Origin of the sequence: Pseudomonas sp. VE 267-6A (assembly GCF_024126555.1) — a bacterium.
GTDB lineage: Bacteria > Pseudomonadota > Gammaproteobacteria > Pseudomonadales > Pseudomonadaceae > Aquipseudomonas > Aquipseudomonas palmensis.
The window spans coordinates 25,053-48,254 of sequence record NZ_JAMYBY010000026.1 but is presented as its reverse complement, the minus strand read 5'-3'; the positions used below and the strand labels follow the sequence as shown (position 1 = coordinate 48,254).

The 23,202-nt window shown below is 63.5% G+C and carries 19 protein-coding genes and 5 tRNA genes; 18 read left to right on the top strand and 6 right to left on the bottom strand.

All coding sequences use genetic code 11. The annotated features are described in order from the left end of the window. Nucleotides 1-375 precede the first annotated feature (375 nt). The 4 genes from NJH59_RS24010 (at nucleotide 376) to NJH59_RS23995 (ending at nucleotide 3,340) form a co-directional block, all read left to right on the top strand. A complete protein-coding gene (locus tag NJH59_RS24010) occupies nucleotides 376-1,014 on the top strand; it encodes a TetR/AcrR family transcriptional regulator (protein WP_054915804.1) in 639 nt (212 codons plus the stop codon). A 105-nt stretch (nucleotides 1,015-1,119) separates the two neighbouring features. Then, a complete protein-coding gene (locus tag NJH59_RS24005) occupies nucleotides 1,120-2,088 on the top strand; it encodes a GTP 3',8-cyclase MoaA (protein WP_043862869.1) in 969 nt (322 codons plus the stop codon). Between the two features lie 78 nt (nucleotides 2,089-2,166). Continuing rightward, nucleotides 2,167-2,769 carry a DUF4823 domain-containing protein gene (locus NJH59_RS24000; RefSeq protein WP_043862868.1) on the top strand — a complete coding sequence of 201 codons (603 nt, stop codon included), beginning with the start codon at nucleotides 2,167-2,169 and terminating at the stop codon, nucleotides 2,767-2,769. A 10-nt stretch (nucleotides 2,770-2,779) separates the two neighbouring features. Continuing rightward, a complete protein-coding gene (locus NJH59_RS23995; RefSeq protein ID WP_043862867.1) occupies nucleotides 2,780-3,340 on the top strand; it encodes a DUF1285 domain-containing protein in 561 nt (186 codons plus the stop codon). A 134-nt stretch (nucleotides 3,341-3,474) separates the two neighbouring features. Here the strand turns inward: NJH59_RS23995 and NJH59_RS23990 are convergent. Both NJH59_RS23990 and NJH59_RS23985 read right to left on the bottom strand, forming a co-directional pair. Beyond that, nucleotides 3,475-3,550, bottom strand: a tRNA-Asn gene (locus tag NJH59_RS23990). Nucleotides 3,551-3,611: 61 nt separating this feature from the next. Beyond that, on the bottom strand, nucleotides 3,612-4,808 hold the full coding sequence (locus NJH59_RS23985; RefSeq protein ID WP_078479732.1) for an amino acid aminotransferase: 1,197 nt from the start codon (nucleotides 4,806-4,808) through the stop codon (nucleotides 3,612-3,614). Between the two features lie 294 nt (nucleotides 4,809-5,102). Between NJH59_RS23985 and uvrB the strand changes: the two genes are divergently transcribed. Beyond that, nucleotides 5,103-7,118: an excinuclease ABC subunit UvrB gene (gene uvrB / locus NJH59_RS23980; RefSeq protein ID WP_043862865.1), complete on the top strand. Its 2,016-nt coding sequence runs from the start codon at nucleotides 5,103-5,105 to the stop codon at nucleotides 7,116-7,118. A 103-nt stretch (nucleotides 7,119-7,221) separates the two neighbouring features. Here uvrB and NJH59_RS23975 read toward each other — a convergent pair whose 3' ends face one another. Together NJH59_RS23975 and NJH59_RS23970 are read right to left on the bottom strand one after the other, a co-directional pair. Further along, nucleotides 7,222-8,712, bottom strand: a complete 1,491-nt coding sequence (locus tag NJH59_RS23975; protein WP_173925078.1) for an MDR family MFS transporter — start codon at nucleotides 8,710-8,712, stop codon at nucleotides 7,222-7,224. Between the two features lie 49 nt (nucleotides 8,713-8,761). Next, nucleotides 8,762-9,802 carry an HlyD family secretion protein gene (locus tag NJH59_RS23970; protein ID WP_043862863.1) on the bottom strand — a complete coding sequence of 347 codons (1,041 nt, stop codon included), beginning with the start codon at nucleotides 9,800-9,802 and terminating at the stop codon, nucleotides 8,762-8,764. 143 nt (nucleotides 9,803-9,945) lie between these two features. On the opposite strand from NJH59_RS23970, the gene gltX reads away from it, so the two are divergent. From gltX to NJH59_RS23920, 10 genes are all read left to right on the top strand, one after another. Beyond that, entirely contained in the window at nucleotides 9,946-11,427 is a 1,482-nt protein-coding gene (gene gltX / locus NJH59_RS23965) for a glutamate--tRNA ligase (protein ID WP_043862862.1), read from the top strand. Nucleotides 11,428-11,724: 297 nt separating this feature from the next. Beyond that, a tRNA-Ala gene (locus NJH59_RS23960) sits at nucleotides 11,725-11,800 on the top strand. 78 nt (nucleotides 11,801-11,878) lie between these two features. Further along, nucleotides 11,879-11,954, top strand: a tRNA-Glu gene (locus tag NJH59_RS23955). 53 nt (nucleotides 11,955-12,007) lie between these two features. Continuing rightward, a tRNA-Ala gene (locus tag NJH59_RS23950) sits at nucleotides 12,008-12,083 on the top strand. Nucleotides 12,084-12,127: 44 nt separating this feature from the next. After that, a tRNA-Glu gene (locus tag NJH59_RS23945) sits at nucleotides 12,128-12,203 on the top strand. Between the two features lie 161 nt (nucleotides 12,204-12,364). Further along, nucleotides 12,365-12,904: a TetR/AcrR family transcriptional regulator gene (locus NJH59_RS23940; RefSeq protein ID WP_078479730.1), complete on the top strand. Its 540-nt coding sequence runs from the start codon at nucleotides 12,365-12,367 to the stop codon at nucleotides 12,902-12,904. Nucleotides 12,905-12,918: 14 nt separating this feature from the next. Beyond that, nucleotides 12,919-13,752 (top strand): alpha/beta fold hydrolase, encoded by an 834-nt coding sequence (locus NJH59_RS23935; protein ID WP_043862860.1) that lies wholly within the window; start codon nucleotides 12,919-12,921, stop codon nucleotides 13,750-13,752. 44 nt (nucleotides 13,753-13,796) lie between these two features. Next, nucleotides 13,797-14,234 carry a thioesterase family protein gene (locus tag NJH59_RS23930; protein ID WP_043862859.1) on the top strand — a complete coding sequence of 146 codons (438 nt, stop codon included), beginning with the start codon at nucleotides 13,797-13,799 and terminating at the stop codon, nucleotides 14,232-14,234. Nucleotides 14,235-14,283: 49 nt separating this feature from the next. Next, complete coding sequence (locus tag NJH59_RS23925) at nucleotides 14,284-15,243, top strand: tRNA-dihydrouridine synthase (RefSeq protein ID WP_054916655.1); 960 nt, start codon at nucleotides 14,284-14,286, stop codon at nucleotides 15,241-15,243. Nucleotides 15,244-15,358: 115 nt separating this feature from the next. Further along, nucleotides 15,359-15,802 carry an Hsp20 family protein gene (locus tag NJH59_RS23920; RefSeq protein WP_043862857.1) on the top strand — a complete coding sequence of 148 codons (444 nt, stop codon included), beginning with the start codon at nucleotides 15,359-15,361 and terminating at the stop codon, nucleotides 15,800-15,802. Between the two features lie 108 nt (nucleotides 15,803-15,910). On the opposite strand, the gene NJH59_RS23915 is transcribed toward NJH59_RS23920, so the two are convergent. Together NJH59_RS23915 and NJH59_RS23910 are read right to left on the bottom strand one after the other, a co-directional pair. After that, complete coding sequence (locus NJH59_RS23915; RefSeq protein WP_054916654.1) at nucleotides 15,911-19,207, bottom strand: PAS domain S-box protein; 3,297 nt, start codon at nucleotides 19,205-19,207, stop codon at nucleotides 15,911-15,913. Nucleotides 19,208-19,269: 62 nt separating this feature from the next. Continuing rightward, entirely contained in the window at nucleotides 19,270-20,148 is an 879-nt protein-coding gene (locus NJH59_RS23910) for a LysR family transcriptional regulator (RefSeq protein WP_043862855.1), read from the bottom strand. Between the two features lie 142 nt (nucleotides 20,149-20,290). On the opposite strand from NJH59_RS23910, the gene leuC reads away from it, so the two are divergent. From leuC to NJH59_RS23895, 3 genes are read left to right on the top strand one after another with little or no spacing between them, the layout of a single operon-like run. Continuing rightward, nucleotides 20,291-21,724, top strand: a complete 1,434-nt coding sequence (gene leuC / locus NJH59_RS23905) for a 3-isopropylmalate dehydratase large subunit (protein WP_043862854.1) — start codon at nucleotides 20,291-20,293, stop codon at nucleotides 21,722-21,724. Next, nucleotides 21,721-22,365, top strand: a complete 645-nt coding sequence (gene leuD, locus NJH59_RS23900; protein ID WP_043862853.1) for a 3-isopropylmalate dehydratase small subunit — start codon at nucleotides 21,721-21,723, stop codon at nucleotides 22,363-22,365. The genes leuC and leuD overlap by 4 nt, the downstream gene beginning before the upstream one ends. A 44-nt stretch (nucleotides 22,366-22,409) precedes the next feature. Next, nucleotides 22,410-23,177 carry a class I SAM-dependent methyltransferase gene (locus NJH59_RS23895; protein ID WP_043862852.1) on the top strand — a complete coding sequence of 256 codons (768 nt, stop codon included), beginning with the start codon at nucleotides 22,410-22,412 and terminating at the stop codon, nucleotides 23,175-23,177. Nucleotides 23,178-23,202 lie beyond the last annotated feature (25 nt).

The following is a 23,202-nucleotide window of genomic DNA, read 5'->3' as shown; positions in this document are numbered from 1 at the left end:
GAATCCGGGTTAAGACCATTAGGAGTAAAACAAAGGCGAGCGGTCCGTGTTCACCCTTATCGGCGCGTCACTTGGGGGGATGCGTCGCGCCAACACCTCAAGTATTGGTCAGGTTCGCCGCGATTCCACCAAGGGTTGATCGTTTTTTAAACAGATTTGGAATACGTGCGGCCCTGCTGAGCACGCATTGCTCTGCCGTGCGCCTGACCGCCTGGATTGCACGTCTGAGGCAGGGGGAAGGGGAGGTCCGCTTCGGGCAACCGGGTCGCCGGCCTGTTCAAACTCATCAAGAAACATAGGCATGCGCGGATGATCCGTGCATTTTTGCGCAAGTTAGGCATAATAACGGGCTTCGATTTTGATCCAGTCCTTCTTATGCAGAAAGAACCTCGTAAGGTCCGTGAGTTTCGTCGCCGAGAGCAAGAGATTCTCGATACCGCGCTCAAGCTGTTTCTCGAACAGGGTGAAGACAGTGTCACCGTCGAGATGATCGCTGACGCCGTGGGTATCGGCAAAGGCACGATCTACAAGCACTTCAAGTCCAAGGCGGAGATCTACCTGCGCCTGATGCTCGACTACGAGCGCGATTTGAACGAACTGCTGCACTCTGCCGATGTGGATCGCGACAAGGAGGCCCTGTCGCGTGCCTACTTCGAATTCCGCATGCGCGACCCGCAGCGCTACCGCCTGTTCGACCGCCTCGAAGAGAAGGTGGTCAAAGGCAACCAGGTGCCGGAAATGGTCGAGGAGCTGCACAAGATCCGTGCCTCCAACTTCGAGCGCCTGACCCTGCTGATCAAGGGTCGCATCACCGAGGGCAAGCTCGAGGACGTGCCGCCGTATTTCCACTACTGCGCAGCCTGGGCCCTGGTGCATGGCGCGGTGGCACTGTATCACTCGCCGTTCTGGAGCAATGTGCTGGAGGACCAGGAAGGCTTCTTCCAGTTCCTCATGGACATTGGCGTGCGCATGGGCAACAAGCGCAAGCGCGACCCGGAGCCATCTGGCAGCTGAATGCTCGCTGGCGCCGTGCAGGCATATACTCAGGTAAGAGGCTTGCAAAAAACTGATTTCTGAGTCAGGTTTTGCAAGCCCGATTCACACTTGCCGGAGTGCTCCATGATCGTCGACCGTCAAGGCAGACGTTTTCGCAACCTGCGCGTCAGCCTCACCGCGGCGTGCAACTATGCCTGCACCTATTGCGTGCCGGACGGCAAGCGTCTGGTCGCAGCGCAGGATGAGCTCTCGGCCCAGGCCATGGTGCGTGGGGTGGCCTGGCTGATCGAAGCTGCCGGTATCGAGCGCCTGCGTATCACCGGTGGCGAACCCCTGGTCAGTCCCAAGCTCGAAGCCTTCCTGGCTGGCGTGTCGGTGCTCGGCCTCGATGACATCGCCCTGACCACCAATGGCCAGTTGCTCGCGCGCAAGCTGCCATTGCTGCTGGATGCCGGCATCCGGCGCCTGAACGTCTCCCTTGATACCCTCGACGCCGATGCCTTCCGCGGGATCTCCCGTGGCGGGGATCTGGCCAGCGTGCTCGATGGCATGCACAAGGCCAGCGACGCCGGCATGAAGATCAAGGTGAACATGGTGCCACTGCGCGGGCGCAACCTCGATCAGGTGCTGCCGCTGCTCGACTACTGCCTGGCCCGTGGCTATGAACTGCGCTTTATCGAATTGATGCGCATGGGGCACCTGGCCAGCGACCACAACGCTTTCCTGCAGCAGTTCGTGAGCCTGGAGCAGTTGCTGCAACTGATCGGCGAGCATCACGAGTACGCCCAGGCCGATGCGCCAGTGGACGCCACTGCATTGCGCTACCGGGTGCCGGGGCAAGGCCACTTCGGCGTGATCGCCAACGAAAGCGTGCCGTTCTGCCGAACCTGCTCGCGCCTGCGTCTGTCTTCTACCGGGTGGCTGCATGGCTGCCTGTCGTCGAGCAACCGGCATTTCATCGGTGACCTGCTCGACAAGCCGCGCCACCAGGCGTTGCCGGCCTTGCAGGGCATGTTGATGAAGGCCCTGGGCGACAAGCAGGCCGTGGCTTTTTCAGGCGGTGCCACGGTGATGAAGATCATCGGCGGTTGAGCCATACCCTCCAGCTGGCGCAAAACCTGCATCTGGCGGCTGTTCGCCGGTTTTCCGTCACCGGCTTCTGGAGGAAAGATGCGTAGCCTGGTTCTGCTGCTGGCGCTGATGGCGCTGGGTGGCTGCATGAATGTGAGCGATATGGGCGAAGGTGTGCGCTACCACATGAGCGACGCCGGCCTGCTCGACCATAGCGAAACCCGCCGTTCGTTGTCGGTGCGCCTGCAGCCCGACTCGTTCGTCTTCATCGGTCAGGGCGTGTTCGTGCCGCCGGGCAATGCCTATCCGCGGCCCAACGTGGTGGCCGAGGAAGCCTTCAAGGCCTTTGTCGAGTACTTCCCGCTGGTGCGACGTGCCGAGGGTCCGCTGGGGCTGGAGGATGCCTTGTCCCAGGCGCGCGACGTCGGCGCGCATTACCTGCTGTATGCGCGTTTTGCCAAGGCCGACAACCGTATCGGCAATGGTGACGAGTGGTACGACGAGCAGGCGGTGGACCGCCTGGGTGTCGACACCGGAAGAATTCAGCTGATGCTGATCGAAACCAGTACCCGCTATCTGATCGATACCGTGAGCATCCGCAGCCGTGGCGGTTTGCTGACGTTCCACGACAATCAGCCGCAGGATTTGATTGCGGCACCGCTTGAGGATTACGCTCGCAGTTTGTTGGGCATGAGCCGCTGAGGAGCAGATGATGGTGGATACCGGCAAGGCCAATGACCTGTTGGCGCAACTCCCGAAGGTCGGCAAAGGCCCGGCGCCGGTCCACCTGTGGAATCCGGACTTCTGCGGCGACATCGACATGCGAATCGCCCGCGACGGTACCTGGTACTACCTGGGCACCCCGATTGGTCGCAAGCCGATGGTGCGTCTGTTCTCCACCATCATCCGTCGCGACGGTGATGACTACTTCCTGGTCACGCCTGTGGAAAAGGTCGGAATCCAGGTCGATGATGCGCCGTTCGTGGCGGTGCTCATGGACGTGCAGGGCAGTGGTGAGCAGCAGGTGCTGCGCTTCACCAGCAATGTGGAGGATGTGGTCGAGGCCGGGCCCGAGCACCCGCTGCGCTTCGTGATCGACCCGCTGACACAGGAGCCTTCGCCTTACGTGCACATGCGCAACAACCTCGAGGCGCTGATCCATCGCAGCGTGTTTTACCAGCTGGTAGAGCTGGCTGTAACGCGCGACATCGATGGGCAGCCATGGCTGGGCGTATGGAGTGCGGGGCAGTTCTTTCCAATCGGGCAGCAATAGCCTGTCGCAGCCTGTCGCAGCCTGTATCGCCCGGCAGTCCTGGCCCGGGCTGAAGACCAAAACGAAAAAACCCGCCAAAAGGCGGGTTTTTCGAGTATTTCAGAGGCTGTGCAAGCACGCTCTGAAACGATGTTTGGCTCCGCGACCAGGACTCGAACCTGGGACCCAATGATTAACAGTCATTTGCTCTACCGACTGAGCTATCGCGGAATCTGGGGCGTATCTTACTGATTGCTAAGGGGAAGTCAAGCTCCCCCTGAGCAATCAGGTGTTACAGGACCTCGACAATCGCCTTGGTCACCACGTGAATGTTGTTCTGGTTCAACGAGGCGACGCAGATACGACCGGTATCCAGAGCATAGATCGCATGCTCGTCCTTCAGGCGTGCCACCTGCTCGACGGTCAGGCCCGAGTAGGAGAACATGCCGCACTGGCGCCCGACGAAGCTGAAGTCCTGCTGTGCGCCGTACTGGGCCAGCAGCTCGACCATCTGCTTGCGCATGCCGTGGATGCGCTGGCGCATCTCGGCCAGTTCCGCTTCCCACATTGCGCGCAGCTCGGGGCTGTTGAGCACGGTGGCGACAATGGTGGCGCCGTGGGTCGGCGGGTTGGAGTAGTTGGTGCGGATCACGCGCTTGACCTGCGACAGCACGCGAGTGGCCTCTTCCTTGGACTCGGTGACGATCGACAGGGCGCCGACGCGCTCGCCGTACAGCGAGAACGACTTGGAGAACGAGCTGGAGACGAAGAAGTCCAGGCCCGATTCGGCGAACAGGCGCACGGCAGCGGCGTCTTCGGCGATGCCCTGGCCAAAGCCCTGGTAGGCCATGTCCAGGAACGGGATGTGACCCTTGGCCTTGACCACCTCGAGCACGTTGTTCCAGTCGGCCGGGGTCAGGTCGACGCCGGTCGGGTTGTGGCAGCAGGCGTGCAGTACCACGATCGAGCCGGCCGGCAGCGCGTTGAGGTCCTCGAGCATGCCGGCACGGTTGACGTCATGGGTGGCGGCGTCGTAGTAGCGGTAGTTCTTGACCGGGAAACCGGCGGTTTCGAACAGGGCGCGGTGGTTTTCCCAGCTCGGGTCGCTGATTGCGACAGTGGCATTGGGCGACAGCTGCTTGAGGAAGTCAGCGCCGATCTTCAAGGCGCCGGTACCACCGACGGACTGGGTGGTGACCACACGGCCGGCGGCCAACAGGGGCGAATCGGCACCGAACAGCAGCTTCTGCACGGCCTGGTCGTAGGCCACGATGCCGTCGATCGGCAGGTAGCCGCGGGAGGCGTGCTGGGCGGCGCGTTGGGTTTCGGCTTCGATGACTGCACGCAGCAGTGGGATACGCCCTTCTTCGTTGCAGTAAACACCAACGCCCAGGTTCACCTTGTGGGTGCGGGTATCGGCATTGAACGCTTCGTTGAGGCCCAGGATAGGGTCGCGGGGTGCCAGCTCGACAGCGGAAAACAGGCTCATTTTTACCTTGGCTCTGAATGGAGAGTGATAGAGGTCGCACGCTCCAGCCGAATGCACTGAAGCGGTGCACAAACGGGGAGTCAGTATAGTGATACCCATCGGTCACGGCGACAGTCTGTCGCAGCTTTTACTGCTGTTTTCGCGAATATTTTTCGACCGTCAGTCGCTTGCGCCGGTCAATACTGTGAAACAGGCCGTGGTTTGCCTTGAAACTGGCGCCGGGCACCACCAATTGGGTATAAGTACTGTCTATAAATACAGTTGCCTGTATCCGTTCATTTCCAGGGGTTCACCATGTCCGAGTTTCAACTCGTCACCCGTTTCCAGCCGGCGGGTGATCAGCCCGAAGCCATTCGCCTGATGGTCGAGGGGATCGAGGCCGGGCTGGCGCACCAGACCCTGCTCGGGGTGACGGGTTCGGGCAAGACCTTCAGCATCGCCAACGTGATTGCCCAGGTGCAGCGCCCGACCCTGGTACTGGCGCCGAACAAGACCCTGGCCGCCCAGTTGTATGGCGAGTTCAAGTCATTCTTCCCGAACAACGCGGTGGAGTATTTCGTTTCCTACTACGACTACTACCAGCCCGAGGCCTACGTGCCGTCCTCCGACACCTTCATCGAGAAGGACGCCTCGATCAACGACCATATCGAGCAGATGCGCCTGTCGGCGACCAAGGCGCTGCTGGAGCGGCGTGACGCGATCATCGTCACCACGGTGTCGTGCATCTATGGTCTGGGCAGCCCGGAAACCTACCTGAAGATGGTGCTGCACGTGGACCGTGGCGACAAGCTCGACCAGCGGGCCTTGCTGCGCCGTCTGGCCGACCTGCAGTACACCCGCAACGACATGGACTTTGCCCGCGCCACCTTCCGTGTGCGCGGCGACGTGATCGACATCTTCCCGGCCGAATCGGACCTGGAGGCCATCCGCATCGAGCTGTTCGATGACGAGGTGGAGAACATCGCGGCCTTCGACCCGCTGACCGGCGAGGTGATCCGCAAGCTGCCGCGCTTCACCTTCTACCCCAAGAGCCACTACGTGACCCCGCGCGAAACCCTGCTGGAGGCCATGGACGGGATCAAGGCGGAGCTCAAGGAACGCCTGGAGTACCTGCACAAGCACAACAAGCTGGTCGAGGCCCAGCGCCTGGAGCAGCGCACCCGGTTCGACCTGGAGATGATCCTGGAGCTGGGCTACTGCAACGGCATCGAAAACTACTCGCGCTACCTGTCCGGGCGTCCGGCCGGCGCGCCGCCGCCGACCCTGTACGACTACCTGCCGCCGGATGCGTTGCTGGTGATCGACGAATCCCACGTCAGCGTTCCGCAGGTGGGGGCCATGTACAAGGGGGACCGCTCGCGCAAGGAAACCCTGGTGGAGTACGGCTTTCGCCTGCCTTCGGCGCTGGACAACCGGCCCATGCGCTTTGACGAATGGGAGTCGGTCAGCCCGCAGACCATCTTCGTCTCGGCCACGCCGGGCAACTACGAGGCCGAGCATGCCGGCCGTGTGGTGGAGCAGGTGGTGCGCCCGACCGGCCTGGTCGACCCCCAGGTGGAGGTGCGTCCGGCCACGACCCAGGTGGATGACCTGCTGTCGGAGATTCGCAAGCGTGTGGCGGTGGAGGAGCGGGTGCTGGTCACTACCCTGACCAAGCGCATGGCCGAAGACCTCAGCGACTACCTGGCCGATCACGATGTGCGGGTGCGCTACCTGCACTCGGACATCGATACCGTTGAGCGAGTCGAGATCATCCGCGACCTGCGCCTGGGCACCTTCGATGTGCTGGTGGGTATCAACCTGCTGCGAGAGGGCCTGGACATGCCCGAGGTCTCGCTGGTGGCGATTCTGGATGCGGACAAGGAGGGCTTCCTGCGTTCGGAGCGCTCGCTGATCCAGACCATCGGGCGCGCGGCGCGCAACCTCAACGGCCGCGCGATCCTGTACGCCGACAACATGACTGGCTCGATGGAGCGGGCGATCGGCGAAACCGAGCGTCGCCGCGACAAGCAGATGGCCTTCAACGAGGCCAACGGCATCGTGCCCAAGGGCGTGGTCAAGGACATCACCGACATCATGGAAGGCGCCAACGTGCCCGGCTCGCGCAGCAAGAAGCGCAAGGGCATGGCCAAGGCCGCCGAGGAGCGCGAGCGTTACGAGGCCGAGTTGCGTTCGCCTGGCGAGATCGCCAAGCGCATCAAGGCGCTGGAAGAGAAGATGTACCAGCTGGCGCGGGACCTGGAGTTCGAGGCTGCAGCGCAGATGCGCGACGAGATCGCGCAGTTGCGTGAGCGACTGCTCACGGTCTGACGGGCCTTTCGCGGGTCAAGCCCGCTCCCACAGGATCACATTGACGCCAAGGGCAATGGAGTACCTGCGGGAGCGGGCTTGCCAGCGAAGACTTCAACGCGGTCTAGTGCGCCTCGCCCGCCTTCAACCCCTGCGGCAGCTTCTTCGTCAACAGCACCGCCACCATGCTGATTGCCAGCCCGATGCCGACAAAATGGAAGGCATCGTTGTACGCCATGATCATCGCCTGCTGATGGGTGATCTCGCTCAGCCTGGCCAGTGCTGCCCCTTCGCTGCCCAGCTTCTCGGTCAGCAAGGTCAGCCGCTCGGCCACTGCGGCATTGGTCGGTACCACCGCCTCGCGCAGGTAGTCGAAATACACCTTGGTGCGCGCATCCAGCAGCGTGGCCAGCAGCGCAATGCCGATGGCCCCGCCCAGGTTGCGCAGGATGTTGAACAGGCTCGACGCCGAGCCTGCGTCCTGCGGCTGGATATAGGCCGTGGCAATCAGCGAGATGGTCACCATGATCATCGGCTGCCCCAGCGCACGGATGATCTGGATATGGTTGAACTGGGTGCCGGCAAAGTCCGGGTTCAATACCCCCGAGCTGAAACTCGCCAGCCCGAACAGCCCGAAGCCGATGGTGCAGAGGATCTTCGGCGAAATCACCTTCATCAGTTGCGGCACCAGCGGGATCAGGAACAGCTGCGGCACCCCCATCCACATGATCACTTCGCCGATCTGCAGGGCGTTGTAGTTCTGGATCTGCGCCAGGTACAGCGGCAGCAGGTAGATCGAACCGTACAACCCCACGCCCATGCCCAGGCTGGCAATGCTCGACAACCCGAAATTGCGGTTCTGCAGGATGCGCAGGTTGATCAGCGGGTTGGGTTTCGAGAACTGCACGATCACGAAGGTAATGAGGCTGACCAGGGCAATGCTGCCCAGGGTGACGATCAGCCCCGACTCGAGCCAGTCCTTGCGATGCCCCTCCTCAAGAAACACCTGCAGGCAGCCAAGCCCGACGCCCAGCGTCAGGATGCCGGTGTAATCGGTGCTTTTGAGCAGCTCCCAGTGCGCTTCCTTCTTCTCCAGGCCGTACAGCAAGCCGCCGATCATGATCAGGCCGGGCGGGATGTTGATGTAGAAGATGTATTCCCAGCCCCAGTTCTCGGTCAGCCAGCCGCCCAGGGTAGGGCCGATGGACGGGGCGAAGGTGGCGGTCATGGCGAACATCGCCATGCCCTTGGCGCGGTGATGCTCGGGCAGCTTGATCAGGGTCAGGGTGAAGGCCAGCGGGATCAGGGCGCCGCCGGTAAAACCCTGCAGGGCGCGGAACACGATCATGCTTTCCAGGTTCCAGGCCATCGAGCACAGCAGCGACGACACCAGAAAACCCGCCGACACCCACACCGCCAGGCGCCGCGCCGACAACAACTGCACCAGCCAGGCGGTCAGCGGGATCATGATGATCTCGGCCACCAGGTAGGAGGTGGAGATCCACGAGCCTTCTTCCAGGGTCGCCGACAGGGCGCCCTGGATGTCCTTGAGCGACGAGTTGGTGATCTGGATGTCGAGCACTGCCATGAACGCGCCGAGCATCACGCTCATCACCGCGATCCAGTCGCGCCGGCTGGGTTCGCCGGCGGGACGGATCAGTTGATCACCGGCCATCGGTACGGATATCGACGGTGGCGGTCACCGACATGCCCGGGCGGATCTTGCCGTGCAGCGGGTTGTCGGCGGCGAAGGTCAGCTTGACCGGGATGCGCTGCACGACCTTGGTGAAGTTGCCGGTGGCGTTGTCGGGTGGCAGCAGGCTGAACTGCGCGCCGGAAGCGGCGAACAGGCTGTCGACGCGGCCTTCGATCGGCGTGTCGGGGTAGCTGTCGAACACCAGCTCGGCACGCTGGCCGGGCTGCATCTTGCCGATCTGGGTTTCCTTGAAGTTGGCCTGCACCCAGATGTCCTGATCGGGCACGATCGACAGCAGGTAGGCGCCGGCCTGCACGTACTGGCCGTTGCGTGCCGCGCGCTGGCCGATCATGCCGCTGATCGGCGCGCGAATTTCACTGCGGCTCAGGTTCAGCTCGGCCTGGGCCAGGTCGGTGCGGGCGGTGGCGATCTGGGCGTCCAGGCGCTTGAGTTCGGCAGCCAGTGCGTTGACCTGCTGGCGTTGACCCTGCAGGTCGGCCTGGGCCTTGCTCACCTGGGAGCGTGCCACGTTGCTTTCGGCCGACAGGGTGGTCACCCGTTCTTCCGAGACAAAGCCTGGCTTGCGCAGCGCCTGTGCACGGTTGAGGTCCAGCTGGGTACGCCCAAGCGTGGCCTGGTTGGCCGACACCTGTGCCTGGCCGGCGGCGATCAGGCTCGCCTGCTGCGTCAGGCGGCTGTCGGCTTGCAGGCGCTCGGCCTCGCGGGTGGCCAGGGTGGCGCGGGCGCGCTCCACGGCAAACTGGAAGTCGTTGCCTTCCAGGCGCACCAGCAGGTCGCCCTTGGCCACATGCTGGTTGTCCTCGACCAGCACCTGCTCGATGCGCGCGCCCAACTGGCTGGAAACCCGGGTGATCTCGCCCTGCACATAGGCATTGTCGGTACTCTCGTAGAAGCGCCCCTTGAAGTACCAGTGGGCCAGAAAGCCCAGGCCGATGAGCAGAACCAGGGTCAGGAAAATCAGCAGGCGACGCTTGAGTTGGGCAGGCATGGGTACGATCGTTCCAAAAATGTAAGCAAATTTAACAAGGTTTGCCTTGGCAAACACAAGCGCCGATCGTGCCCATTGCTGGAGCCGGGTGGCCCCGTGCTGTTAACATCCAGCCTTTGTTTCACCTCTTGTTCGAGACTCTCATGACCACCGTTCGCACGCGTATCGCGCCTTCGCCGACTGGCGATCCCCATGTCGGCACCGCCTACATCGCCCTGTTCAACTACTGCTTCGCCAAGCAGCACGGTGGCGAATTCATCCTGCGTATCGAAGATACCGATCAGCTGCGCTCCACCCGCGAGTCCGAGCAGCAGATCTTCGATGCCCTGCGCTGGCTGGGTATCGAATGGAGCGAAGGCCCGGATGTCGGCGGCCCGCACGGCCCGTACCGCCAGAGCGAACGCGGCGAGATCTACAAGCAGTACGCCCAGCAACTGGTCGATCTGGGCCATGCCTTCCCGTGCTTCTGCACTGCCGAAGAACTGGACCAGATGCGTGCCGAGCAGATGGCCCGCGGCGAAACCCCGCGCTATGACGGGCGCGCCTTGCTGCTCTCACCTGAAGAAGTGCAGCGTCGCCTGGCCGCCGGCGAGCCCCATGTGATCCGCATGAAAGTGCCGACCGAAGGCGTGTGCGTGGTACCGGACATGCTGCGCGGCGACGTCGAGATTCCGTGGGACCGCATGGACATGCAGGTACTGATGAAGACCGATGGCCTGCCGACCTACTTCCTGGCCAACGTGGTCGATGACCACCTGATGGGCATCACCCACGTATTGCGTGGCGAAGAGTGGCTGCCTTCGGCGCCCAAGCTGATCAAGCTGTACGAGTACTTCGGTTGGGAGCAGCCAACCCTGTGCTACATGCCGCTGCTGCGCAACCCCGACAAGAGCAAGCTGTCCAAGCGCAAGAACCCGACCTCGGTGACCTTCTACGAGCGCATGGGCTTCATGCCCGAAGCCATGCTCAACTACCTGGGCCGCATGGGCTGGTCGATGCCGGACGAGCGCGAGAAGTTCTCGCTGGCCGAAATGGTCGAGCACTTCGACCTGTCGCGTGTGTCGCTGGGCGGCCCGATCTTCGACATCGAGAAGCTGTCGTGGCTCAACGGCCAGTGGCTGCGTGAGCTGCCTGTCGCAGAGTTTGCCGCGCGCGTGCAGAAATGGGCGTTCAACAGCGACTACATGATGAAGATCGCGCCGCACGTGCAGGGCAGGGTAGAGACCTTCAGCCAGATTGCGCCGCTGGGTGGGTTCTTCTTCGAAGGTGCGCTCAAGCTCGACGCCAAGCTGTTCGAGCACAAGAAACTGTCGGCCGACCAGGTACGCCAGGTGATCCAGCTGATCCTGTGGAAGCTCGAGGGGTTGCGCCAGTGGGAGAAGGATCGCATCACCGGCTGCATCCAGGCGGTGGTCGAGGCGCTTGAGCTCAAGCTGCGTGACGCGATGCCGCTGATGTTCGCCGCGATTTCCGGCCAGGCCAGCTCGGTGTCGGTGCTCGATGCCATGGAGATCCTCGGGCCGGACCTGACCCGCTACCGCCTGCGCCAGGCGCTGGACCTGCTGGGTGGTGTGTCGAAGAAAGAAAACAAGGAATGGGAAAAGCTGTTGGGCACCATTGCCTGAGCATTTTTCCCGTAGGAGCCGGCCTTGCCGGCGAACAAAGCGCTGCGGTACCCGGTATTGCGCAGCGCCTGTTTCGCCGGCAAGGCCGGCTCCTGCAAGGGCGAGACCCCCGAGTTTGCGGGGGCTCTCCTGACCCAGGCCGGTAAGTGTTTGTTATCTCGGAAATTTCTTTTGGATTTTGTTGAAAATTTATTTGACAGGTCTTCAATCCGATCTTAATATGCGCCCCGTCCACAGCGATGAACGAAACGAAGCGCGAAGCACCCAGCCAAGCGATTCAGTTCAAAGCGACATTGTGGGGCTATAGCTCAGCTGGGAGAGCGCCTGCATGGCATGCAGGAGGTCAGCGGTTCGATCCCGCTTAGCTCCACCAAATTCCCTATCCGGAGTTGGTCATACAACTCAGGGTTCAACCGGGTTCCAGCAGCCGGGTTGTGTGGTAAGAAGGTTCGTCCCCTTCGTCTAGTGGCCTAGGACACCGCCCTTTCACGGCGGTAACAGGGGTTCGAGTCCCCTAGGGGACGCCAGTTTTACACAAGTGATGTTGCAAGGCATCGCTGGGCCGCGAGGCTAGAAATCTGGGGCTATAGCTCAGCTGGGAGAGCGCCTGCATGGCATGCAGGAGGTCAGCGGTTCGATCCCGCTTAGCTCCACCAATTTTGCCAGGGTTCGTGAAAACGAGCCTGCACGAAGGTTACAAGTCCCCTTCGTCTAGTGGCCTAGGACACCGCCCTTTCACGGCGGTAACAGGGGTTCGAGTCCCCTAGGGGACGCCATTTTACCCGCTCTGCGGGATTTCAAGGCTCATTCGATTATTGAATGAGCCTTTTGTTTTTTCCCTCGAAAAAATCTCTTGCGCGCTTGGGCCGCAGGAGAAAGTGCTTGCCAATAAATATTATGAGCATAATATTGCTTCCATAATATTTGGAGGCCTGCCATGCACGACAAAAAAGCCCAGACCCGCCAGCGCATTTTGGATGCGGCGCGCAGTGCGCTGATCCTTAACGGCCCGGCCGACCCCAGTGTGCAGCAGGTGATGGGCGCTGCGGGGCTCACCGTGGGTGGGTTCTATGCGCATTTCGAGAACAAGGATGCGCTGATGCTCGAAGCCTTTTGCCAGTTGCTTGGCGAGCGCCGGGCCTTGCTGGCACAGGTCGACGCGTCGCTGGACGGGGAGGCGCGTCGTGCCCTGGTGGCGGCCTTCTACCTGTCGCGCAAACACCGCGATGCCGTCGACAGCGGCTGCCCGCTGCCCAGCTCTCTGGGCGAGATCAATCAGTTGCCGGCGACCTTTCGCGCGGTGCTGACCGAGCATATCGAGTTGATGATGGCCAACCTGGCCGACACCCCCGAAGACGCCGACAAAGTGCTGGCCGACCTGGCCCTGATGGTCGGTGGCCTGGCCCTGGCGCGAGCGCTGGGTACCAGCGAATTGTCCGACCGTGTGTTGCGTGCCGCCAAGTCCGCGGTGATCTGATCTGGAGCGACGTGATGAACAGCCTGAGCTGGATTCGTGGTATCAACGCCACTGTTGGACGCCTGGCACCCAATCGGGTGGCCGGGCAGATGCGCCAGGCCTTCATGAGCCCGCGCACCTTGCCGCCACGCGACTGGGAACTGCCGCTGCTGGCGCGTGCCGAGCGCATTACCCTGCGCTTTGGCCTGAGTGCGCTGCGCTGGGGGCAAGGCCCCACGGTGCTGCTGATGCACGGCTGGGAGGGGCGCCCCACCCAGTTCGCCCATCTGATCGAGGCCCTGGTGGCCGCCGGCTATTGTGCGGTGGCGCTCGAAGGGCCGGCCCACGGCCGCTCGCGTGGAAACAAGGCCAACGTGGTGTCGTTCGCCCACGCCTTGCTCGAGGCGGCCGGTGAGCTGGGCCCATTGCACGGGGTGATCGGCCATTCCATGGGCGGTGCCAGTACGCTGCTGGCCCTGCAGTGGGGGCTGCGTACCGAGGTGGCGGTGAGCATCGCCGCGCCGGCGCGCCTGCTCGAGGTGCTGCGCGGCATGGCGCGGCACCTGGGGTTGCCGGCGCGGGCGCGGGCAGCCTTCATTCGCCAGGTGGAGCGAGAGGTCGGGGTGCCGATCTCGCGCCTGGACGTGGCCGTCTACCAGCTGGAACTGCCCGGTTTCATCGTGCATGCCGAGGACGACCCGCTGGTCGCCGTCAGCGAGGCGCGGCTGATTCATCAGGCGTGGTTCGACAGCCAGCTGCTGCTGTTGCCCCAGGGCGGGCATATGCGTGTGCTGTCCGACCCGCAACTGGTCGACGGCGTGCTTGCGCTGCTGCAACGCAGTGCCCGGCCAGTGCGCCAATCAGCCTGAGCATCCGTTACACTCTGCCCGTTAACTACAGATCGGGAGCGGGCATGAGCTGGGATCGGGCAACGCCATTTACCATCGACCTGCAGGTCGGTGCCGAGGATATCGACGGCCTGGGGCACGCCAACAACGCGGTGTACGTCACCTGGCTCGAGCGCTGCGCCTGGCGTCATTCCCAGCGCCTGGGGCTGGACCTGGCCGAGTACCGGCGCCTGGACCGCGCCATGGCCGTGGTGCGTCACGAGATCGACTACCTGGCCAGCGCCTATGAGGACGACATCCTGCAGTTGGCCACCTGGATCGTCGACTGGGACCAGCGCCTGAAGATGACCCGTCACTTCCAGCTGGTGCGACCAAGCGACGGCACCACCTTGCTGCGGGCGCAGACCACCTTCGTGTGCATCGAGCTGTCCACCGGCAAGCCCAGGCGCATGCCGGCAGAATTCATCGAGGGCTACGGCGCCGCGATGGCCGGAGCCCGATAAGCCACGGTTTTTGCTAGACTGCCGGCCTTTTTCGCGCGAGACCCACGCCATGCAAATTGCCCTGGCCCCCATGGAGGGGCTGGTCGACAACATCCTTCGCGACGTACTGACCCAGGTGGGCGGCATCGACTGGTGTGTCACCGAGTTCATTCGCGTGTGCGACCGGTTGCTGCCGGCGCATGTGTACGAGAAGCTGGCCCCGGAGCTTGGCCGCGGTGCGCAAACCGCCGCCGGCGTGCCTTTGCGTGTGCAGTTGCTGGGCTCCGACCCGGCATGCCTGGCCGATAACGCGGTGCTGGCCTGCGAGCTGGGCGCCCCCGTCATCGACCTCAATTTCGGTTGCCCGGCCAAGACCGTGAACAAGTCCCGCGGCGGCGCGGTGCTGCTCAAGGAACCCGAGCTGCTGCATGCCATCCTGCGCGAAGTGCGCCGGGCGGTGCCTGCGCATATCCCGGTCACCGCCAAGATGCGCCTGGGCTTCGACAGCCCGGACGGTGCGCTGGACTGCGCCCGCGCCCTGGCCGAAGGCGGTGCCGACCAGTTGGTGGTGCACGCACGCACCAAGGTCGATGGCTACAAGCCGCCGGCGCACTGGGAGTACGTGGCGCGGGTGCAGGAGGTGGTGAAGGTGCCGGTGTTCGCCAACGGCGAGGTGTGGACGCTGGAAGACTGGCGCCGCTGCCGCGAGGTCAGCGGCGTGGAGGACATCATGCTCGGTCGCGGCCTGGTGTCGCGCCCGGACCTGGCCCGGCAGATTGCCGCCGAGCGCCAGGGCATCGAGTTCGTGCCGCTGGACTGGCAGGCACTGCAACCGCTGCTGCAGGACTTCTGGGTGCAGGCCCGGGAACAGATGACCGAGCGTCAGGCACCGGGGCGACTGAAGCAGTGGGTGGCGATGCTGACCCGTACCTACCCCGAAGCCACGGCACTGTTTACCGAACTGCGCCGCGAGACCGACTGTGATCGCGTGGCGCGGCTGCTGGGTATTCCGGTCAGCGAGGCGGCCTGAAAAAATTTTTGTGGTCGATGCTTGAAATGTTAGGGCGGGTCCTTATCTAGGGAGTACGCGATGCCGAAGTCGGGTCGCGCAATCACCAACTCGCTGATATTTCAGGAGATGTACCATGACTACCGCATTTTCTCTGGCTCCACTGTTCCGTCAATCCGTTGGCTTCGACCGTTTCAACGACCTGTTCGAATCCGCGGCACGTAGCGAGTCGGGTAGCACCTACCCACCCTACAATGTTGAAAAACATGGCGAAGACCACTACCGAATCGTCGTTGCTGCAGCTGGCTTCCAGGAAGAGGACCTCGACCTGCAAGTGGAAAAAGGCGTTCTGACCGTCAGTGGCGGCAAGCGTGACAGCAGTGGTGAAAGCGTCACCTACCTGCACCAGGGCATCGCCCAGCGGGCCTTCAAGTTGTCCTTCCGCCTGGCTGACCACATCGAAGTGAAGTCGGCGGGCCTGGCCAACGGTCTGCTCAGTGTCGATCTGCTGCGTGTTGTGCCTGAAGAAGCCAAGGCCAAGCGCATCCCGATCAACGGCGAGAAACCTGCGCTGAACTGAGTGTGGACTGAGTGAAAGAGGGCACCTTCGGGTGCCCTTTTTTGTGCCCGGTCCGCGGCTCTTCACTGCAGGAGCCAGCCTTGCTGGCAACTGCCGTGCTGCGGTGTGTCAGTAGTCCGCCGGTGCCTGCAGCAGCATCGCCCTGAACTCGTTCAGCGGCAATGGCCGGCTGTGCAGGTACCCCTGGTACAGATGGCACCCCAGCCGCTCCAGAAACTCCAGTTGCTCCGACAGCTCCACCCCTTCGGCAATCACTGCCAGGTCCAGGCTTCTGGCCATGGCCACGATGGCCTTGACGATCTCTGCATCATTGGGGTCCAGCGGTGCATCGCGCACGAACGATTGGTCGATCTTCAGCGCATCCACCGGCAAGCGCTTGAGGTAGGTGAGCGACGAGTAGCCGGTGCCGAAGTCATCCATCGCAAAGCTCACCCCGAACGCCTTCAGCTCGCGCATCTTGCTGATGGTGTCCTCCAGGTTCTGGATCACGATGCCCTCGGTGATCTCCAGCTTGAGCATCTGGTAGGGCAGGCGGTAGTCGTCCAGGCTGCGCCGCACCCGCTCGACGAAATCGTTCTGGCGGAACTGGCGCGGGCTGATGTTCACGCACAGGCTGAAATCCATCGGATCGATCAGCCCGTCCTGCAGCATGCGCGAGCAGGCATCGCAGGCTTCGTCGAGTATCCAGCTGCCCACCTCCAGGATCAGCCCGCTTTCCTCCAGCACCTGGATGAACTGGCTGGGCGGCTGCTGGCCCAACAGCGGATGGTGCCAGCGCAGCAGAACCTCGGCCCCGACGATGCGGTTGTCACGGGCATCCACCTGGGGCTGGAAGTGCAGCGCCAGTTCGCCCCTGGCCAGGGCCATGCGCAGGTCGCTCTCCATGCGCAGGCGTTCACTGGCGGCCTTCTGCATGGTGGTGTGGAACAGTTGCGTGGTGTTGCGACCCGAATCCTTGGCGCGGTACAGCGCAATGTCGGCGCGCTTGAGCAGGTCGGCCGGCGTGGTGCCGTGATCGGGGATCAGCGCCACGCCGATGCTGGGGGTTACCTGCAGGCGCTGGCCGTCCAGCGACATCGGCTCGGCCAGCAGTTCGCGCAAGGTGTCGGCCAGTTGGCGAACCTTGTCGGTGACCTCTTCGCGGCTGCCTTCCAGGCCGCTCAGCAGCACCACGAACTCATCACCCCCCAGGCGCGCCACGGTGTCCTCCAGGCGCACGCTGGCTTCAAGCCGGGCTGTGATGATCTTGAGCACCGTATCGCCCACCGGGTGGCCCAGCGAGTCGTTGATGTGCTTGAAGTGGTCGAGGTCGAGGAACAGCAGGGCGCCGCGCAGGTTCTGGCGTTTGAGCAGGGCGATCTGCTGGCTCAGGCGATCCATCAGCAGGGCGCGGTTGGGCAGGTTGGTCAGCGGGTCGTGGTAGGCCAGGTGACGGATCTGCGCCTGGGCATTCTTGAGCTGGCTGACGTCGCGGGCAGTCAGTAGCAGGCAGTCTGTCTCGTTGAGGGTGATCGGCTCCATCGACACCTCCACGGTGAGGATTTCGCCGCGTTTGTTGCGCCCCAGCATTTCGCGGTGGTGCACCCGCCCGCGCTCACGCATTTCACCGAACAGCAGGGTCTGCTGCTTGTCGTCGGCCCACAACCCGATCTGAGCCATGCTCTGGCCGATCACCTCGTCGGCGCTGTAGCCGGTGAGCCGGCAGAAGCCGTCGTTCACCTCCAGGTAGCGGCCACTGTCGCGCTCGGTGATGGTGATGGCGTCGGGGCTGGAGTGGAAGGCCTTGGCGAACTTCTCCTCACTGGCCTTGAGTGCGGCTTCGCCGCGTTGCTGCTGGGTGATGTCGCGCAGGGTGGTGACGCTGCAGGGCTGGTTGTCGACCTTGATCAGGCGGCTGGAAATCACACAGGTCAGGGGCTGGCCATCCTTGTGATTGACCACCACCGCGACATTGTTCAACGCCTGGTCGCGAATCACCTGCTCGATACGTCGTGCGCGGGCGGCCGATTCGGCCCACAGCCCCAGTTGTTCGGCGGTACGACCCAGTACCTGGTCGGCGCACCAGCCGAAGGTCTGGGTGAACGCCTGGTTGATCTCGATGAACTGGCCGGTGTCCTGGCGGGTGACGCAGATGGGGTCGGGGCTGACCTGGAACAGGCTGGCGAACTTTTCCTCCGAGCTGGTCAGGCGCTGTTCGCGTTCAACCTGTTCGGTGATGTCCAGCAGGGTGCCGGCCATGCGCAGCGGGTTGCCCTGGTCGTCACGGTAAAGCCGTGCGCGGCTCTCCAGGTAGCGTGAGGCGCCGTTTTCCAGCTGGATGCGGTAGGTGATCTGGTAGTTGCCCGCCGGGCCTTCGCGCAGGCTGCGATAGGCCTGGCGCATGCCGCTGCGCTCAAGCTCGGGCACGCCTTCGAAAAACGCCTCGAACGACTCGTGGAACGGCACCGGCGCCAGGCCGTGCAGTTGTGCCGCGCGGGCCGAGCCGTACAGCATGCCGCTGGGGATGTGCCAGTCCCAGGTACCCAGCTGGGCAGAGTCCAGTGCCAGGTCCAGGCGCTCCTGGCTGTCCTTGAGGGCTTGTTCGGCACGCTTGCGCTCGCTGGTGTCGACGAAGGTGCTGAGCAGGTAGGTGACACCTTCGAGTTCGATGGCCTGGGTGCTGAGGATGCCATCGTGGACCTGCCCGCTGCTGGCGCGAAACTGCACTTCCAGGGTCACCGGGCCGTTGTTGCCGCTGGTGGCCTCCAGCACCTGGTCACGCTGCCTGGGGTTGGCCCACAGGCCCAGTTCCAGCGTGGTACGCCCGATCACCTGGGCGCCGGGCCAGCCAAGAATGTTCTCGAAGTGCTGGTTGACCTCATGGATCAGCCCGTCGGCACGCCGGGTCAGCAGCACCACGTTCGGGCTCAGGTGAAAAAGCGTGGCAAAGCGCTTTTCGGAGTTGATCAGTGCGGTTTCGCGTTCGCGCTGGCGGGTGATCTCGCGCACCACCCCGATCATCTGCAGGCGCCCGTCGCGGTTGGTGGCCAGGCTGCCGTTCACTTCCAGCCAGTGCAGGCTGCCGTCCGGCCAGCGGATGCGATGGCGCAGGGCCTGGTCCACCGGCTCGCCGTTGAGCACTGCATGAAAGGCCTGGCGCATGCGTGCGCGGTCCTCTTCCGGCAGCAGGTCGAGGTAGTCGATGTCGTGGGTCAGCGGTTGATGCGGATCGAAGCCAAACAGTGCCTGGGTGCCTCGTGACCAGTTGATGCGCCCGCTGCCCACATCCCACACCCAGGCGCCAAGGTGCGCACCATTGAGCGCCGCGAGCAACTGCGGCGCACTCTCCCAGGCCTGTTCCAGCTCCTGGGGGTCTGCTGCGTGGATACGGGGAAGGCGCGCAAAACGATTGGCTGACTTGGGCATCGGTACCAGACCTTTGGCGGGTGATACGTCCTTGGTGGCGGGCCGCCCGGGGCAGGGGCGGGCTACGCCGGGCTTGCGTGACTGTCGAGCAGGGCCATGAAGGCTCTGGCCGCATTCGATAACGTTCGTTCCGTGTGCAGAATGTAGCCTAGCTGGCGCGACAGCTGTATGCCCGGCAAGTCGATGGATGCAACCTGCTCATCGAGCATTGTGCGCGGCAGCACACTCCAGGCCAGCCCGATCGACACCATCATCTTGATGGTTTCCAGGTAGTTGGTGCTCATGGCGATGTTGGGGACCAGGCCCTGGGCCTCGAACAGACGCTGCACAATATGGTGTGTGAAAGTGTTGCCGCCGGGGAACACGGCCGGGTGGTGGGCAATGTCCGCCAGGCCCACCGCGCCCTTGCAGGCCAGCGGGTGCTCGGGGGCAACCACGAAATCCAGCGGGTCGTCCCATACCGGCACCGCGCGCACCAGGCTGTGGGGCTCGGGGGCGAGGGTGATCACGGCGATTTCGGCGCGCCCGTGCAGAATTTCCTCGTAGGCCACTTCCGAGTCCAGAAACTGGATGTCCAGAGCCACCGCCGGGTACTGACGGGTAAACGCCCGCAACAGCGGCGGCAGGCGGTGCAGACCGATGTGATGGCTGGTGGCCAGGGTCAGTCGACCGCTGACCTCGCCGGTGAGGTTGGTCAGGGCCCGCCGGGTGTCGTCCAGCACGTTGAGGATCTGGTAGGCACGCGGCAGCAGGGCACGGCCGGCTTCGGTCAGGCTCACCTCGCGGCCAAGGCGGTCGAACAGGCGCACATCCAGCTGCTGCTCCAGCCCGGCAATGCGCTTGCTGATGGCCGGCTGGGTCAGGTGCAGGCGCTCGCCGGCACCGGAAAAGCTCCCGGTTTCAGCGATGGCGATGAAGGCACTAAGGTTGGCCAGGTCCACGGAATGAGTTCCTCGGGTTTGGATTCCTAAAAGTTATCCAAAGCATAAAAAATATGAATTTGAGTTATTCAATCTAACCCCATAGCATCGTCCGTACAAGCCAAGGGGTTATTGGCATAGAAAGACTGATGAGGAAAGTCTGATGGCTGGCAAAACGCTCTACGACAAGCTCTGGGATTCGCACTTGGTCAAGCAGCGCGACGACGGTTCGGCGCTGATCTATATCGACCGTCACATCATTCACGAAGTGACGTCGCCGCAGGCCTTCGAGGGGCTGCGCCTGGCCAACCGCAAACCCTGGCGCATCGATGCCAACATCGCCACCCCCGACCACAACGTGCCCACCACGCCAGAGCGCAAGGGCGGCATCGAGGCCATCGCCGACCAGGTGTCGCGCCTGCAGGTGCAGACCCTCGACGAAAACTGTGACGAATACGGCATCACCGAATTCAAGATGAACGATGTGCGCCAGGGCATCGTCCACGTCATCGGCCCGGAGCAGGGTGCCACCTTGCCCGGCATGACCGTGGTCTGCGGCGACTCGCATACCTCCACCCACGGCGCGTTCGGCGCCCTGGCCCACGGCATCGGCACCTCCGAGGTCGAGCACGTGCTCGCTACCCAGTGCCTGGTGGCCAAGAAGATGAAGAACATGCTGGTGCGCGTCGAAGGGCAATTGCCGTTCGGCGTCACTGCCAAGGACATCGTGCTGGCCGTGATCGGCAAGATCGGGACCGCCGGCGGCAACGGGCATGCCATCGAGTTTGCCGGCAGCGCCATTCGCGAGTTGTCGGTCGAAGGCCGCATGACCATCTGCAACATGTCCATCGAGGCCGGTGCGCGGGTGGGCCTGGTGGCCACCGACGAGAAGACCGTTGCCTACGTCAAGGGTCGTCCGTATGCGCCCAAGGGCGAGCAGTGGGACCTGGCCGTCGAAGCCTGGAAAGACCTGGTGTCCGACAGCGACGCGGTGTTCGACACCGTGGTCGAGCTGGACGCGGCGCAGATCAAACCGCAGGTCAGCTGGGGCACCTCGCCCGAGATGGTGCTGGCGGTCGACCAGCGCGTGCCGGACCCGGCGGCCGAGGCCGACCTGGTCAAGCGCGGTTCCATCGAACGCGCCCTCAAGTACATGGGCCTGAACGCCAACCAGGCGATCACCGACATTCAGCTCGACCGCGTGTTCATCGGTTCGTGCACCAACTCGCGCATCGAAGACCTGCGCGCCGCGGCCGTGATCGCCAAGGGTCGCAAGGTGGCCTCGACCATCAAGCAGGCCATCGTGGTGCCGGGCTCGGGCCTGGTCAAGGCGCAGGCCGAGCAGGAAGGCCTGGACAAGATCTTCCTCGAGGCCGGTTTCGAATGGCGTGAGCCGGGCTGCTCGATGTGCCTGGCGATGAACCCGGACCGCCTCGAAAGTGGCGAGCATTGCGCCTCCACCTCCAACCGCAACTTCGAGGGGCGCCAGGGCGCCGGTGGGCGTACCCACCTGGTGAGCCCGGCAATGGCGGCGGCTGCCGCAGTAACCGGTCGTTTTGTCGATGTACGCGAGTTGATCCAAGGGAGCGCAGCATGAAAGCCTTTACCCAGCACACCGGCCTGGTCGCCCCGTTGGACCGTGCCAACGTCGACACCGACCAGATCATCCCCAAGCAGTTCTTGAAGTCGATCAAGCGCACCGGGTTCGGCCCGAACCTGTTCGACGAATGGCGTTACCTGGACGTGGGTCAGCCCTACCAGGACAACAGCAAGCGCCCGCTGAACCAGGATTTCGTGCTCAACCATGCGCGTTACCAGGGGGCCAGCGTGTTGCTGGCGCGGGAGAACTTCGGTTGCGGTTCGAGCCGCGAGCATGCGCCTTGGGCGCTGGAAGAGTACGGCTTTCGCAGCATCATTGCGCCCAGCTACGCCGACATCTTCTTCAACAACAGCTTCAAGAACGGCTTGCTGCCGATCATCCTCGGCGACGAGGAAGTCGACGAGCTGTTCAAGCAGGTTGAGGCGGACCCGGGCTACCAGCTGACCATCGACCTGCAGGCGCAGACCGTGACGCGGCCGGACGGCAAGGTGCTCCACTTCGAGATCGACGCGTTCCGCAAGCATTGCCTGCTCAACGGCCTGGATGACATCGGCCTGACCTTGCAGGATGGCGATGCGATTGCAGCGTTTGAAGCCAGGCACCGTGCTAGCCAGCCCTGGTTGTTTCGCGACGCCTGAATGATGCAGTGATGTGCCGGCCAAGCCGCCCCAGGAGATCCATGATGACCCGCAGCACCGCCCACACCGAAGTCGTCCAGCGCCAGTTCGGCGAACAAGCCTCTGCCTACCTGAGCAGCGCCGTGCATGCCCAGGGTAGCGAATTCGCCCTGCTGCAGGCCGAGCTTGCCGGGCACGCCGACGCCCGCCTGCTGGACCTGGGCTGCGGTGCCGGTCACGTGAGCTTCCATGTCGCCCCGCTGGTGGCCGAAGTGGTCGCCTATGACCTGTCGCAGCAGATGCTCGACGTGGTCGGCGCCGCCGCCATCGAGCGCGGCTTGAACAACATCGTCACCGAGCGTGGCGCCGCCGAGCGCCTGCCGTTCGCCGACGCCTCGTTCGATTTCGTCTTCAGCCGCTACTCGGCGCACCACTGGAGCGACCTGGGCCTGGCCCTGCGCGAGGTACGCCGGGTGCTCAAGCCCGGCGGCGTGGCCGCGTTCGTCGACGTCATGTCGCCGGGCAGCCCGCTGCTCGACACCTACCTGCAAAGCGTCGAAGTACTGCGCGACACCAGCCACGTGCGCGATTATTCTGCCGGCGAGTGGCTGCAACAGGTCAGCGAAGCCGGCCTGTGCACCCGCAGCCACACGCGCCAGCGCCTGCGCCTGGAATACACCTCGTGGGTGGAGCGCATGCGCACCCCCGAGCCGATGCGTGCGGCGATTCGCCAGTTGCAGCAGGCGATGGGCGACGAAGTTCGCCAGCATTACCAGATAGAAGCCGATGGCTCCTTCAGCACCGACGTGATCGTGCTCTGGGCCCAACGCTGAGTTTTCCCCGGTACGCCAGTGCGGC